Here is a 14,639-nt window from a genome sequence, read left to right on the forward strand (position 1 = left end):
GAGGTTCACAGATCCCCGGGTAAGACCCCGCGTACCCGGCGCGAACGACGGGTGCGGTCGTAGCGGGGGGCGTAGGGATCGGTGGTTTCGATCGGTGTGGGGTTAATTAAGATCGAGCGATCGATCGTCGGGTTGACCAAGGTGGGATTGACGAGGGTGGAGTTACGAATTCTCACCGAATGGCGATCGGGATAGGACTGGCGGTAGCGATCGCGGTAAATGACTTGAGGCGATCGGTAAACGGGGGCGGGATGGTAAAGACGCGGGTTGTAGGGATAAGAGGGCTGTCCGATTTGTACGGACCAACCGCGATCGCCGACGGTGATGGAAAAGTCCGCACGGGCGGGAGTGGCGCCGATTCCGGCGAAGGCGATCGCCGCACTCAAGGGGGTCAGAACGGCGAGCAGGGGGCGACGAAAGGAAAATCGGTCAGATCGAAACATGATATAAAGACCTCATCGATATGGATTGGAGAAAAGGAAGTCGGGGATAGGGGAGTTGACGGGAGTGCGGGGAAAAAGATTCGCAGGAACGGCGATCGCCGCGTTGCCAGAAGCACGGCGATCGCGCTAAGCTCGGAACGCATTCAAGGCTTACATTGCTAAAGTATCGTGAGTTCTCAAACCCCAGAGCGGTTTCGCGACGAATATCAAGCAGGTCGATATGCCTTCGAACGGGGTCGCTACCGCGAGGCGATCGCCCATTTAGAAGCGGCTAGAGAAGAAGTAGCCCGCCAATCGCGCCTCGGGGGTGAGGTGCAAATGTGGTTGGTCAGCGCCTATCAAGCGGCGGGATTGCGTCAGGAGGCGATCGCCCTGTGTCGCGAACTGTCGCGTCATGCGTCGTTCGAGACCCGCAAACAAGGGCGGCGCTTGCTTTACATCCTCGAAGCCCCCGAACTGACGACGCGACCGGATTGGCTGGTCAAAATTCCCGACCTCAGCGATATGGAACAGGGGGAATCGAAAGTCAGCCAACTGAGTGCGGAAGCGGTCGCGAAGCGGCGCCCGCCGAAGAAGCAGAAACGAGAGGAAGTCCCGATCGATTGGTCTGAAGTGAATACCGAGGACAATCGGTTTATTTGGATTGCGATCGCGGCGATCGTCCTCCTACTGGGCATTTGGGCGGGATGGAGTTAGCGATCGCCCGGGGCCGACAACAGATCGGCGATCGCCCGAATTAAAGTTTCCGGTTCCACGGGTTTGAGCAACTGGCCATCGAAGCCCTCCGCCAGCAGGCGTTCCGTGGCCGAAATGCCGTCCGTGAGGGCGATCGCCCGAATCGGCGACCCCGATCCCCCCTGACGATGTCTCGCCTCGTGGAGTAACTCGCACTCCGTCGGATCGAGCCCCGCCAGGTCGCCGACGAAGACATCCGGGCGATCGTCGTTCCGGATCTCGATCGCCTCCGAGACCGACGCCACGCGATCGACGCGCATCCCGTATCGTTCCAAGATCGTACAGATACCATCAAAACAGTCCGCAAAGCGATCGAGCCATACCACCCGCACCCCGTCCAAAGGATCCGGAACCGACGAGGGCGATCGCTCCCGATCCGACGGCGACCCCTCGAAACTGCCGCCCAAGGGCAACCGTACCGTAAAACAGGTACCGCGACCCACCCCCTCGCTGTAAGCCTTCACGGTTCCGCCGTGCATTTCCACCAGATAGCGGACGATCGCCAAACCGAGACCCAACCCGCCGAACTTGCGCGTCGTGCTACTGTCCGCCTGACGGAAGCGGTCGAAAATAAACGGTAAAAACTCCGGATCGATCCCTTCTCCGGTATCGGCGATCTCGATTTGAGCATATTCGGGTTCGGGAAGGGGGATTTCGCTGGGCTTGGCGGCGCCTTCGCCGTCCCGGGTCGGATCCTTTGTCGTTTCCAGGCGGATAGTAATTCGTCCGCCCGAGGGGGTAAACTTGACCGCATTCGAGAGTAAATTCCAGAAAATTTGCTGCAAGCGGTTGGCGTCTCCCATCACCGGGGGAATGTCGCCGTCGAGATCGGCGTCGATGGCGATCGCCTTCGCTTGCGCCGCCACACGCACCGACTCGATCGCCGCCCCTAGAAGGCGATCGAGGGGGACGGATTTGACTTTTAAATTTAACTTGCCCTGCAAAATACTAGAAATATCGAGTAAATCCTCGATTAAACGGGATTGTAACTGGGCGTTGCGCTCGATCGTCTCTAAAGCTTTATCCATCGTCGCCCCTTCAAACTTGCGATTTCGCAATAACTTCACCCAACCTAAAATCGGGTTGAGCGGCGTTCGCAATTCGTGGGACAAGATCGCCAAAAACTCGTCTTTGACGCGGTTGAGCGCCTCCGCTTCCGACCGGGCCGCCCGTTCCAACTTCAAGAGGCGATCGCGCTGCGCTTCGACGCGCTTGCGTTCGGTTTGGTCGAGGACGAAGGATAAAACCGTCTCTTCATATCCAGCTAACAAGGTACTGCTGACCAAGATCTGACGCCGATCGCCGTCCGGGCGTACGTATTCCTGCTCGAAGGTCGGCGTTCCCCGACGTAACCGCCGCGCGCGCGAATCCGCGTCGAGCTCGCGCAAGTCCGGGGCGACAATCGGCGACCAATGTAAGCCTCCCGCGTCGAGATCGTTGCGCTTGGCGCCGACAATTTCTAAAAAGGCATCGTTGGCGTAAGTCAACTCGCCATCGAACTTAGCGATGGCAATACCGATCGCATTCGACTCGATCGCCCCTCGAAAGCGAGCCTCGCTGTCTCGCAAGGCTTCTAACGTTTGTTCCACCTCCCGACGCGCCCGCCGTTGGGCCTCGAACAGCCGCGATCGTTCCAACGCCAACGCACATTGTTGGCTCAACGCCATCACGAAGGAGAGGTCGTCGCGACTCAAGGAGCGTTCTTCGGCAAACCCAAACGCCAAGGCGCCGATGGCGCGATCGTTTAAAATCATCGGGCTGACAATCAAAGAACGATGGTTCACCAAAGCTTGCACCGCCGCCAGGTTGGGATAGCGTTCGTCTCGTTGCGCCGCATTTTCCAAGACGATCGTCGTCTTCGTGCGGGTGGCGTCGGCAATGGGAACCGCCGCCGTGGCGCTAAATCGCTGCCACTGTTCCACCACTTGGGGGGGATAGCCGACCATGCGAATGTTGTGAAATTCCTCGGCATCCTCGTCGAGGATCGAGACAATCCCCATCGTGGCGCCGAGGGTCGCCAGGGCCGTATTGACGATCGCGTCCGCCACGTCCGACGCCGTGAGGGCTTCCGACAGTCCCGCCGTGACGTAGTGCAATCCCGCCAGACGTTCGTTCGTTTGTTCCGCGAGTTGGCGCAACTGCTGTTCTTTGAGGAGCAAAGTGGCCCGTTCCGCTTGAATGCGCTGGCGTTCGGTGACGTCGTGCAAGGTACACACCCCCGCGACGATTTCCCCGTCGCAGTTGCGAACGGGAGTGGAATGGGTGAGTAAAGTGCGGCAGATGCCATCCCGACGGCGGATTTCGACGGGTTCTTCGACGACGATTTCTCCGGTGGAGATCGTGCGCGCCAGGGCGATCGGCTCGACGGCGTCCGGATCGCGATCGCCGGGTTCGACGGGATGGACTTTCAGATCCGCCGCCACGGGAGTGACGGGGGTTTGTTCGGTATCGAACCACTCCCGGACGCGGTCGTTGGTCAGTAAAATGCGGCCACTGGGCGCCTCGGCGACCACGACCCCCGCAGGCATTTGTTGTAAGACGGCTTCTAACAGCCGTTGTTTGGTGGCGAGGCGATCGAGCAGTTGGTTGCGTTCCCGTTCCATCTGCTTGCGATCGCTGATATCGAGATTGATCCCGACCCAGGAGGCGATCGCGCCGTTCTCGTCGCGCAAGGGACGCCCTCGGGTCCAGATCGTATGTTCTCGACCGTTTTTCCCGATAATTTTATATTCGCAGTCCCACACCTGTCCCGTCGCCAAACAGTGACGCCACGCTGCCAAGGTCGGGGCGACGTCGGGAGGGGTCAAGCGTCCGATCCAGCCGGAAGCGCGACATTCTTCTAAGGTCATGTCGAGCAGATGGAGGAACGAGGCGCTGACGTAGGTGACCTTGCCCTCACGATCGCACATCCAGACCCCGAACGGCATGGCGTCGGCCATAATTTGATAGTGGGCTTCGGCGCGTTCGCGTTCGGCAATTTCCCGGGCTAAGGCGCGATCGAGTGTTTCTCGATCGGGTAACTTCAGGGTTTTGGGGAGGCAGGGGAGCGCGACGATCGCCGTTCCGAGGGCGATCGAAGCGGTGAATGCTTTGACCCAACCCGAAAGCCACCCCTCCGGGTGCCACCAGGTCCACGCCGCCATTAAGTGGGTCGTCCCCGAACCGAGGAAGACGGCGACGAATAAGAAAAATAACCAACGAAACGGCCAGTCCCGACGTTTTTGGAGCGCGTAAATCACGACGAGGGAGATCGAATAATAGGCGATCGCGATGGCGAGATCGGAGAGCGAATGCAGCCATACTAACCCCGGCTTCCACAGAGAATTTTGTCCGTGGGATAGGAAAAAACCGAAAACCGGAAGGTTCGAGAGGGCCAACATTTTTCAACACAGAACTATCAAAAATTTGCACGCGATCGAGCCAACCTTTTACGGGGTTCGATCTCTGTCGCGATCGTCAGTAGGCTTGATTTCGCTTTATTTCGATTGTAGGACTTGACGGCGATCGATGAGGGCGGGTTGCGGCACGTGAAAAACCCGATTGTTCCCTCGAACAATCGGGTTAGATTGAGTCCGCTTCAGCGATAGCTTCGCGACGGCAAAGCCGGAGCGCGCCGGGGGTTAGGGATGGCAACTATTGCTCTTGGGAAACGACTTGGGGCAGACCCAAACTGTAATTCATCACCCGACTGTTGAGGTTGTAACTCAATTCGCCCTTTTGCAGGAGCGATCGCACGAAATGTTCCAAATCCGAGCCGATCCGACGCAAGTTGTACTCGGTCAACGGTTCGCCTCGATAAGAAGCGACCAATTCGTCAAATTGACGGTAGACCTTTTGTACGGCTTCGTCGCTCCAGTTGAGTTCGTTATCCGGATCGATGTCGAGGGTCAAAACATCATTGCTGGCGACGAGTTCTCCTTCTAGGACTTCGGCAGCAAAAATGTGGATGTGACGAGTTGTGGACTTGAGTAACATAACGAGAATTTGACGGGCAACAATAAGACTACAATCATTTTGACATGCTCGTTGAGATTGCGAGAGTTCGATCTCCCCGAACGGCGATCGCCCAGGCGAACGACGGTATTCGTGGCGGGGCTGCTCGCGAGAATTCGTGGGGGGTTGGAGGATTGAGATCGCGACGTTAACCCACTCGATCGCAGGCGATCGTCCGTGACATTGGCATCGAGCGCGGCGACAATAAGCTAGTTTGAATGAGATAGTTTTTCAACCCATACGGCTCTACCGACAACAGCGTACAGGCGCGAGGAAACCCCATGCAAAACCCGGCGGCAAAGATCTACTGTCCCAATTACACCTGTCAAACGGCCAACCCCCATACCGCTAAATTTTGCAAGCAATGCCGCACTCCTTTACCGAAGCGTTACCTCTGGGGAGTGGGAAAGGGTGTTGACAACTATCAGCCGGGGGACATCCTCGCGGAGCGCTATCAGGTGATGACTCGGCGCGTTTTTCTAGATACGAAACCGGGTCAAGTCCCGCAAGTATGGGTGGATCTGCCCGAATCGACCGTTCCCTATTTGAAGTTGTTTCCCTACCGCCTCCACGTCCCTCAAATTTACGGCGTGCTTTCGGAAGATGGCAATCCGACGGTGCAGCCGATTTGGTTGCTCGAACAAGGGGCGATCGCCGTCGTCCCTCAAGGGGAAGCCACGGCGTCGAGTAACGGCAATCCTTCGGTGCGCGTCGAGTTGCTGCCGAGTTTGCGAGAAAGCTGGAGACAGGCGTCTCCCCTGCGCCAGCTCAATTGGTTGTGGCAGATCGCCCAATTGTGGTACCCGTTTGCGAAGGAAAAAGTGCTTTCGACCCTGGTACAACCGGAGTTATTGCGGGTGGACGGGTCGATTTTAAAGATTTTAGAACTGAAGTTCGATCGCGGACAAACCGTCGAACTCGATCGCCTCGGTCGCTTGGGGAGGCAGTTGCTCCCTCACGCCGATCCCCTGGTGGCACCTTTTTTAGAAAAACTGTTCGGGATGCTGGAACGATCGCAAATCCGCACCCCGACCCAACTCCTCGAACTGCTCGATCTCGCGATCGCCACGACGTCCCGCCTGTATCGGCGCACCTACCAGCTCGCTACCGGAACCGATCGCGGTCCGACCCGCCGTCGCAACGAAGATGCTTGCTATCCCGCCAGCGAGACCGAGATCGCCATTCCCCCGGACGGGTCGGTGCTGGCGATCGTTTGCGATGGGATTGGCGGACACGAAGGGGGGAACGTCGCCTCTCAATTGGCGATCGAAGCGGTACGAGACAACCTCCAACCCCTCCTGGAGCGTCCGGTTCCCTTAAACCCCCAAACCCTGAGCAATACCCTGGAAGGGGCCGTCCGCGCCGCGAACCAACTGATTTCCGAGCGCAATGACGGTCAACAGCGACAGGGACGCCAACGCATGGGAACGACCCTGGTGATGGCATTCGCCCGCGATCTCGAAATCTACCTCACTCACGTCGGCGACAGTCGCGCCTATTGGATCACCCGCTCCGGATGTCGGCAAGTCACTTTAGACGATGACGTGGCCTCCCGAGAAGTGCGTCTCGGTTACGCTCTCTACCGCGATGCCTTGCAACAAGGGGCTTCCGGCTCTTTAATTCAAGCCCTCGGTATGGGGGCATCGGCGATCTTGCATCCGACGGTGCAACGGACGATCCTGGATGAAGATAGCGTATTTCTCCTCTGTTCTGACGGCTTGAGCGATAACGATCGCGTCGAACAATATTGGGAAACGGAGATTTTGCCCATTTTAACGGGGGAATTGAACGTGCGCCGCGCGGTAACTAAGTTGATCGATATCGGCAACTACCATAACGGACACGATAACGTCACTGTCGCCGTGCTGTTGTGCCGGGTCGAACCGGATCCCGACGTTCGCCTCAGTCCGAATCTCCTCCTCGAACACCTCGAATCGATCCCGTCCACAAACACCTGGGAACGCGACCCCGCCGAGGCGAGTTCTCGCGAAGCCGATACCCAAATTCCGAAGAACAAGGGGGGCGATACCCAGATCGTCCCCCCACCCCAGACCAAGCCGAACTCGCTGCTCTCCTGGCCCGTGGCGTTGGCGACGATCGCCCTGTTGGGGGTCGGGATCGTCGCCGTTTTAATGGCGACGGAACGCTGGCAAAATCCGATCGCCAAGTACCGTCCCTCTCCCGTCGTCGATTCCGGCGAGATCGCCCGCAATGCTCTCGATCTCCAAGCCTTCTACCGCTTGGAACTGACGACGAATGCGAACGACAATGGCAATAACTTGCGCCTTTTGCTCGCCGAACCCGTCGATTCTGCCAGCGCCACCGAGGCGATCGTCGGCATGATTCCCGTGGGCAGTATCGTGCAGATTCAGCAAAAACAAAAGCTTCAAGGGGAGTCCGACATCTGGGTCAAACTGCAAGTTTGTGCGATCCCCAACGCGCCGGACCCGGGGAACGACCCCGCCACCACCGGGCGATCGCCCGATCTCCAACTCGAACACGAATCGTCGCCAACCACGCCCTCGGATTCCGCGATCGCCCATTCCCCAGCCAACCATCTGACGACTCCCTCCCCGGTCAAAGCCGGACAAGTCGGCTGGATTCGAGAAACTCGTCTGCTCGGATCCGTGCGCGAACAGCGCGATCCCCGCGCCGACGATCTCGAAAACTGTACCCCACCCCCCGCCGGAGGCGCCAATTCTCCCCCCGCCGATTCCCCCCCGGCGACACCCTCGACGCCGTAAGGCGCGATCGCGATCTCCAGACCTTCCCCTCCTCCCCTTCGCACAACTGCCACCCCCTCCAAGCCCGTGCGAGCGCTTCCCTTCCCCCCCTTTTGCCCCCTCATCGGTGCAAATCTGAATAAATCGCAAGGATCTCCAGTACCGGATCCGGTCTGCGCTACGATCCGACGTATCTTATGGGGGCGATTTGCCGATCGCCCCTACCTGACTATTTTTTCGGTTAAATCGATGATTATTAAAAAACAACGTACCTCCGCCACCATAATTTCCGTTGCCTTAACCCTGTTGCTGTTCGTCACTGCTTGCGGCGGTTCGTCGAAACAAGCCTCGCGCTGGGATTCGGCCCAACGTCAAAGCACCGAACAAGTCAATACCTCTCGTTCTTCCGGCGCCCAAGTCCTTCCCGGAAGTGCTTTCAACCGCTTTTTCCCCCCTTCCGGCAACGGTTTCGAGCGGGTTTACACCCAGGAAAAACAAGGCTCGGCCTTAGCGAAATTGAAACAAGGGGGCAAAGAAATTGCGGTATTGTCCATTACCGATACGGCCAACAATCCGAAAGCGGCTGAAAAGTTCCAAAACAGCACTAAGAAAGTGGCCGGATATCCCGCTTATTCTTTAACCCAGAAAGATACGGCGATTTTGGTCGCCGATCGCTTCCAAGTCAAAATTCAATCCCGAGACGATTCGTTTACCGAAGGCGATCGGGAAGCCTGGTTGCAAAAGTTTAACTTAAATGGGTTAGCCGGATTGAAATAGAACGTCACCAATCAGAAGGCTTAAACATGAGATTTTGAGATCTAATCTCCGACCTATAACTTTTTGCCTCTTAGTTCTTCCCTGTTGCCTTTTCCAATGCAAAATCTAGATATCACAAAAGGAGCCGAAGGTGAGTAAACCGATCTATGAATTAGTTGACGAATTACCGACGAATAACATCACCATTTACGTTTTAAGATCCCTCGATTTTGTCGTTCCCGGGGAATGGGAAAACCTCGTAGGCTTTGAAAACACGATCCGTCGCGTTACCGAAGTCGAAGACGACGAAGTCATTCAAGCTATTGGCGAACGGGCGATCGAGCTTTATAACGATAAATCCCAAGGATACCAACGAGCCTTGTGGATTTATCAAACCGTCGATAGTTTTGGCGGAACCCTCGGTGCCGCCGCCCTCGCGAATAAGGTGGGCGAAAAAGTCGGATTCTTGGGCTTCTTGAATCGGCTCACCCCGAAACCGGACAAAGCCCAAACCATCGATCTGTCCCTCAAATTGGTGGCCGAACTGATTGCCTTTTGCCAAATTAACGGCATTCCTGGGGACAGCATCGGCGATTTCGTCGCCTCTTTGGGCGATTACGGCGGCGAATCGTTGATGCGGATGGCGGCGTTAGTCTGTCTGGACGGGTTGATTCCCCTCGGACCGGACTTTATTCTCAAAACCCAAGAAATTATCGGCAACTTGAGCGCTTCGGACATCAAAGAAAATGGGATGTTCCAAAAACTCAGCAGTGTGATTCCCGGTGGCGATGCGGCGGGACAACTCGGGTTTATCGGCGAAAGTTTTGCCTCGACCTCTGGCTGGATGAGCAATTTCGTCGCTTCTCGGGGCTTGACTCCGGAGAAGGTGGTCAACAACATCCAAGAATTTATCGAAGTGTCTGACGATAAATTAGACTACCTCGGTGCTTTTCTGGACATGACAACGAATTACTATGAGCATACGGGGATTCAAACCCTGGCTCGTCGGTTAGTCGAACGAGCAGTTGCTGAGATTTAAAGGATACAGCGTCAATGGCACCAGAAGATAAAAAGCCCAAGGGAAAACCTCCGGCGAAAGCGGCAAAAAAGGAAAAACCTCCTGCGGTGGAAGATAAACCCTTTGCCGAGTTCGTCGAACAACACTACATCCCGGCTCTCAAAGAAGCGCTCGGCAAACAAGGTCTCGACGATCTGGAGCTGAGTTTTGCCAAACAGAAGGTCGCGGCAAGTTTGGGAGAGAATGGGGATTGCGCTCAAGTGATTGGCCGTTGGATGAACGGACGGCGGCAGTTTAATATTTACTTCCCGGCGGAGGATATTAAAGGGCCGAGGGCTTTTTCTTGCTTTGAAGGGTCGAGTCAACCGAGTACGTTGGAACCGTTTTTGATTGACGAACGCAAGATCGATTTAGATTTGTTGGTCTTTTATGTGGTGCAGCGTTTGAACGGTCAAAAGTGGCTCGGCCCGAATTAGCTTAATCGGCGGGAAGACCCGCACTCTACGCGAAGCTGTCGGGATGAAAGCCGAGGCGATCGAGTGGAACGGACTCGCCAATCTGGTCAACTTGAACTGGCACGGCAGCAATGCCCTTGATGGCCAAGACTAGCGGCGGCTTTCTGTCCCGACACCAACGTACAGCCATACAATTCGGCTGGTGAACAGTGCGGCGGATAGGAAATGCACCCTCAAAACGAAATCCTCTCAATCTGCGGCTGGACGGATCGTGGATGTCAAACAAAATGCCTGTGGACGGGTTCGGTCGGGGGCGTTGCCTAGACCAGACCGGATGAAACAGGAACTTCCCAAGACGCCGGGGCAGATGGACTTCTGTCCGTGAGGTGGGAAGCCCGCGTTGTACCCTTGGCGAAGCTTGCGCGAAGCGCATAGGTCAGCGTCGGGAGAACGTCACATCGACGGAGATGGCTGTCACTGACTGGATGCTTTCCCGCGCAGAGGTTAAGGGTTCCCGATGGGGAAGCGTTACCCGGGGAGGGTGAAGGTCGGGTCAGAATTCATTAAAGCGATAGAGGACGACTCCAGTGATGGGGTCGTTTTCTATGCTGACGTAACCGGAGGAGACCATTTTGGTGAGGGTGGCTTCGACGTCGCTAAAACCGATTTCGGTATCCATGACGGCTTGGGTGACGGAGAGCTGGCCGCCGCGTGCTTGGGCGGCTTTGAGGAGTTTGATGGCGATTTGGTCGTGACGGTTGGGGGTGAGGGTTTGGGCGATCGCCGCTTGCTGACGTAAGGGAATTCCGCGTTCGGAAATTCCCAGTTTCGCGCGGATTTTGGCTTGTTGTTCTTCGGCCATTCCCGGAATCAGGAAGACATCGACGATCTGACCGAGACCGAATAAGCCTCCGGTGCAGAACCACAAGGCGCCGGAGAAGATTTTGCCGTTATAAAGTCGGTGCAAGCCACTGATGCCGACCCAACCGACGACCCAGAGTAAGTAACTGGTGCCGATTCGTTTTTGGAGGTCTTCGTCGGCGGGGACGAGTTCGCCGCGAGGGGGAGGGGAGGGCGTGACGGAGGGCGCGGAGGGCGCCGGGTTGACGATCGCCCGGGCGGGAGAACGCTGTAGGTCTTGGAGAACCTCGCTCGCACTGTGATAGCGTCGCGATAGGGGATTTTCGAGCAGTTTGTCGAGGACGCGGGCGAGGCGATCGCTGACGGTGCGATCGACTAAATAATCGCGCCATACCCATTGCCCCTCCCGGGCGTCGAACAGGTCGAACGGTTCGATTTGAGTGAGCAAGTGAACGCAGGTGACGCCCAAGCTATACAAGTCGCTGGCAAAGGTGGCTTTACCGATGGTTTGCTCCGGGGCGCAGTAGCCCGCACTGCCGATGACGGTTCCGGTATGGCCTAAGGTGGCGGCGGTGACGGCTTTAGCGGCGCCGAAGTCTACGAGAAATAGCTGGCCGTCGCGATCGCGCCGAATGATATTTTCCGGTTTGATGTCGCGGTGGATGACTTCTCGCTCGTGGATGAATTCTAAAATCGGCAGGATATTTTCGAGCAGTTCTCGGATTTGTCGTTCGTCAAAGGTGCCCGTGAGGGCGAGTTCTTCGGCTAAGTTCTGACCGTCTACGAACTCTTGCACGAGATATTGCCGTCCTTCTTGGTCGAAATGGGCCAGGAGGTCGGGAATTTGCGGGTGTTGTCCGAGTTGTTCCAAGCGGATCGCTTCTTGTCGGAACAGTTCGCAGGCTTTTTGGTAGTGGGAGCTCCGTCCTTCGTCGGGGGTGTAGAATTGCTTGATCGCACAACGGGGGTGGGAGGGTTTGTATTCGTCTACGCCGAGAAAAGTGCGCCCAAATCCTCCCGAACCAATCAGTTTGACGGAACGATAACGATCGCCGAGCAGCAATTTCGCGCCGCAAGTCTGGCAAAATTGGGAGCGATCGGGATTATTCGGTTGCGGACAGTGCGGATTGAGGCAAACAGTCATACGGGGACGCCATCGAGCTAATGCCTTTCCTTTTATGTTGGCACAATCTCCCCGGACTCTGGGCGATCGCCCCACGGGTCTCGGTCGGTGGCGATCGGATTTTGTTCTCTCCATCGAACCCAAACTGGGGGCGATCGCTCAAAAAATTGAGTAATTCTACTCAGTTATTGCAAATTTTTAACAAAAATTGACTGACTGTTGCGAATCTTAACGCGATCGGATGCGGTTAACTCAGTTTACACTGATAGACTGAAGGCAATACGACTTCACGGGCGTATAACTCTAGGCACGCCTTAAGGGCGATCGACCTACTCAAGCGGCGATTTCGTCGGCGTTTTCGGGTCGGATACTCGTCAGACACCCGTCAGGCACATTTAAGAACATCAACAACGAATCCTATGGTAGATTCCCTCAAAAAACCTGCCTTTGATGAAATTCGCCCTGGGGTCAAAGCCCCGGCGAAGGACACCATCCTCACCCCTCGGTTTTACACCACCGACTTCGAGGAGATGGCTCAAATGGACATCTCCCCGAATGAAGACGAACTCCAAGCGATTCTCGAAGAGTTTCGCACCGACTACAACCGTCACCACTTCGTCCGTGACGACGAGTTCGAGCAATCTTGGGACCACATCGACGGCGAAACGCGCAGGTTGTTTGTCGAATTCTTAGAACGTTCCTGCACGGCTGAATTCTCCGGCTTTCTGCTTTACAAAGAATTATCCCGTCGTCTCAAAGACAAAAGCCCGGTTTTAGCCGAGTGCTTCGCTTTGATGTCCCGTGACGAAGCCCGTCACGCCGGATTTTTAAATAAGGCGATGTCGGATTTCAAATTATCCCTAGATTTGGGATTTTTGACCAAAAATAAGAAATACACCTTCTTTAAACCGAAGTTTATCTTCTACGCGACCTATTTATCCGAGAAAATCGGTTATTGGCGCTATATCACCATCTATCGCCACTTAGAAGCGAATCCCGAACATCGGATTTATCCGATTTTCCGCTTCTTTGAAAATTGGTGTCAGGATGAAAACCGCCACGGCGATTTCTTCGATGCGATTATGAAGTCGCAACCGCAAATGCTCAACGACTGGAGAGCGAAACTCTGGAGCCGTTTCTTCTTGCTCTCCGTCTTTGCTACGATGTATCTTAATGATATCCAGCGTTCCGGATTCTACGCTTGCATCGGTCTTGACGCCCGTGATTATGACATTCACGTGATTCGCAAGACCAACGAAACTGCAGGACGGGTGTTCCCTCTGGTTCTGGATGTAGAACATCCCGAATTCTTCAGTCGGTTGGACACCTGCACGGAAAATAATGTTAAACTTGCCGAAATTGCGAGTTCTAACACGCCGAAATTCTTGCAGTTTTTCCAAAAACTACCCCTTTATCTTTCTACTGCCTGGCAACTTCTGCGTCTGTATCTGATGAAGCCCATCGAAGTGACATCGATGGAAGGGGTAGTTCGTTAGTCAGTATTCCGGTTTCGCTCCTCTGTTGTTTCGTCTTTCGGCTCTGCACTGTCGCAGGGCCGTTTTTATTGATTTTAGATTTGAGATTTGAGAGTGAGGGAGTTATTTGCTTATTGATTGTTGATTTTAACTTTTAACTTTTAACTTTTAACTTTTGCCTCTAAAATTCACATGAAAACAACCCGCCAATCCCGTTTATCTCTTCGTTTATCTCTTCTGACCTCTGGCTTTTGGCTTGTGAGTTTTTTCTTCTTTATTCTTGCTCCAATGGCGATCGCCCAAACTTCGGATGCCGAACGGTTGGATCTCGATCCGGAAGTGATTGAAAATAGCCCGGTTTTACAACGGTGGTTGGAAGAGGTTCCTGATGTTTTAGACGATATTCGTAACGATCCGAGTTTTAAAACCCGAGTGCGGTTGGGTTACTCGCAATTTAGCGACGCGGACGACAGTAGCGGCGTCCAAATTGGGGTGGAAGATATCTTTCTCGGTCGCACCGGATTGACTCTGAGTGGGGATTATCAGGCCAGTGGGGGCGATCGCTCCGGCGGCGGTGCCGAATTGCGCTATTACCTGCTGCCGTTGGGCAATTACGTCAATATTGCTCCGGTTCTCGGCTACCGCCAACTCGAATCTGAGGATTACTCCATCGACGGTTTACAACTCGGCGGGCGGGTGATGTTGGCCCTGTCGCGCACGGGGGCGGCAGATATTGCCCTCGGATACAGTCGGGTAGGGGTCGGCAGTGAAGAAAGCGGGGGTTTGTTTTCTGTCAATGTCGGTTATGCGGTTTTGCCACAACTGCGTTTGGGGGCGGATTGGCAGCGACAAGATGCAGAAGGTGAGGGGGAAAATCGTTGGGGTATCGTGTTGGAATGGCTGCCGTAAGTTAGGGGTTGGGTGAGGCGATCGCGACGGACTTATTGCCAGAATAAAAGATTTTAATTCAATCCCTCGAAAAACATTTATTGTCTCGAAGCTTTTGTCATAAAATCTTAATACAAGAACAAAAAAGCAGCGCGATCGCGAATTTCAA

11 protein-coding genes are annotated in these 14,639 nt (G+C 55.2%); 7 read left to right on the top strand and 4 right to left on the bottom strand.

Translation table 11 applies throughout. The features are described 5' to 3' along the window. Positions 1-5 precede the first annotated feature (5 nt). Positions 6-443, bottom strand: a complete 438-nt coding sequence (locus HCG48_RS10775; RefSeq protein ID WP_168569167.1) for a hypothetical protein — start codon at positions 441-443, stop codon at positions 6-8. Positions 444-611: 168 nt separating this feature from the next. Between HCG48_RS10775 and HCG48_RS10780 the strand changes: the two genes are divergently transcribed. Then, positions 612-1,139, top strand: a complete 528-nt coding sequence (locus HCG48_RS10780) for a tetratricopeptide repeat protein (protein ID WP_168569168.1) — start codon at positions 612-614, stop codon at positions 1,137-1,139. Here HCG48_RS10780 and HCG48_RS10785 read toward each other — a convergent pair. Together HCG48_RS10785 and HCG48_RS27090 are read right to left on the bottom strand one after the other, a co-directional pair. Further along, positions 1,136-4,558, bottom strand: coding sequence for a PAS domain S-box protein (locus HCG48_RS10785; protein ID WP_168569169.1), 3,423 nt, complete (start codon positions 4,556-4,558; stop codon positions 1,136-1,138). The two genes, HCG48_RS10780 and HCG48_RS10785, sit on opposite strands and share 4 nt — an antisense overlap. A gap of 253 nt (positions 4,559-4,811) precedes the next feature. After that, positions 4,812-5,396: an NAD(P)H-quinone oxidoreductase subunit M gene (locus tag HCG48_RS27090; protein ID WP_511048775.1), complete on the bottom strand. Its 585-nt coding sequence runs from the start codon at positions 5,394-5,396 to the stop codon at positions 4,812-4,814. A gap of 56 nt (positions 5,397-5,452) precedes the next feature. Between HCG48_RS27090 and HCG48_RS10795 the strand changes: the two genes are divergently transcribed. From HCG48_RS10795 to HCG48_RS10810, 4 genes are all read left to right on the top strand, one after another. Continuing rightward, entirely contained in the window at positions 5,453-7,915 is a 2,463-nt protein-coding gene (locus HCG48_RS10795; protein ID WP_168569171.1) for a PP2C family protein-serine/threonine phosphatase, read from the top strand. Positions 7,916-8,143: 228 nt separating this feature from the next. Further along, positions 8,144-8,671 carry a hypothetical protein gene (locus HCG48_RS10800; protein ID WP_168569172.1) on the top strand — a complete coding sequence of 176 codons (528 nt, stop codon included), beginning with the start codon at positions 8,144-8,146 and terminating at the stop codon, positions 8,669-8,671. 130 nt (positions 8,672-8,801) lie between these two features. Continuing rightward, positions 8,802-9,689, top strand: a complete 888-nt coding sequence (locus tag HCG48_RS10805) for a hypothetical protein (protein WP_168569173.1) — start codon at positions 8,802-8,804, stop codon at positions 9,687-9,689. Positions 9,690-9,703: 14 nt separating this feature from the next. Continuing rightward, positions 9,704-10,144, top strand: coding sequence for a DUF2996 domain-containing protein (locus HCG48_RS10810; protein ID WP_168569174.1), 441 nt, complete (start codon positions 9,704-9,706; stop codon positions 10,142-10,144). A 532-nt stretch (positions 10,145-10,676) separates the two neighbouring features. Here HCG48_RS10810 and HCG48_RS25450 read toward each other — a convergent pair. Beyond that, positions 10,677-12,128 carry a protein kinase domain-containing protein gene (locus HCG48_RS25450; RefSeq protein ID WP_210437217.1) on the bottom strand — a complete coding sequence of 484 codons (1,452 nt, stop codon included), beginning with the start codon at positions 12,126-12,128 and terminating at the stop codon, positions 10,677-10,679. A 398-nt stretch (positions 12,129-12,526) separates the two neighbouring features. Here HCG48_RS25450 and acsF point away from each other — a divergent pair, with 398 nt between their 5' ends. Both acsF and HCG48_RS10830 read left to right on the top strand, forming a co-directional pair. Continuing rightward, the gene (acsF, locus tag HCG48_RS10825) at positions 12,527-13,603 is read left to right on the top strand and encodes a magnesium-protoporphyrin IX monomethyl ester (oxidative) cyclase (protein WP_168569175.1); all 1,077 of its coding nucleotides are present in this window, start codon (positions 12,527-12,529) and stop codon (positions 13,601-13,603) included. Positions 13,604-13,840: 237 nt separating this feature from the next. Beyond that, positions 13,841-14,491, top strand: a complete 651-nt coding sequence (locus HCG48_RS10830; protein ID WP_168569176.1) for a hypothetical protein — start codon at positions 13,841-13,843, stop codon at positions 14,489-14,491. Positions 14,492-14,639 lie beyond the last annotated feature (148 nt).

Source organism: Oxynema aestuarii AP17 (assembly GCF_012295525.1).
Taxonomy (GTDB): domain Bacteria; phylum Cyanobacteriota; class Cyanobacteriia; order Cyanobacteriales; family Laspinemataceae; genus Oxynema; species Oxynema aestuarii.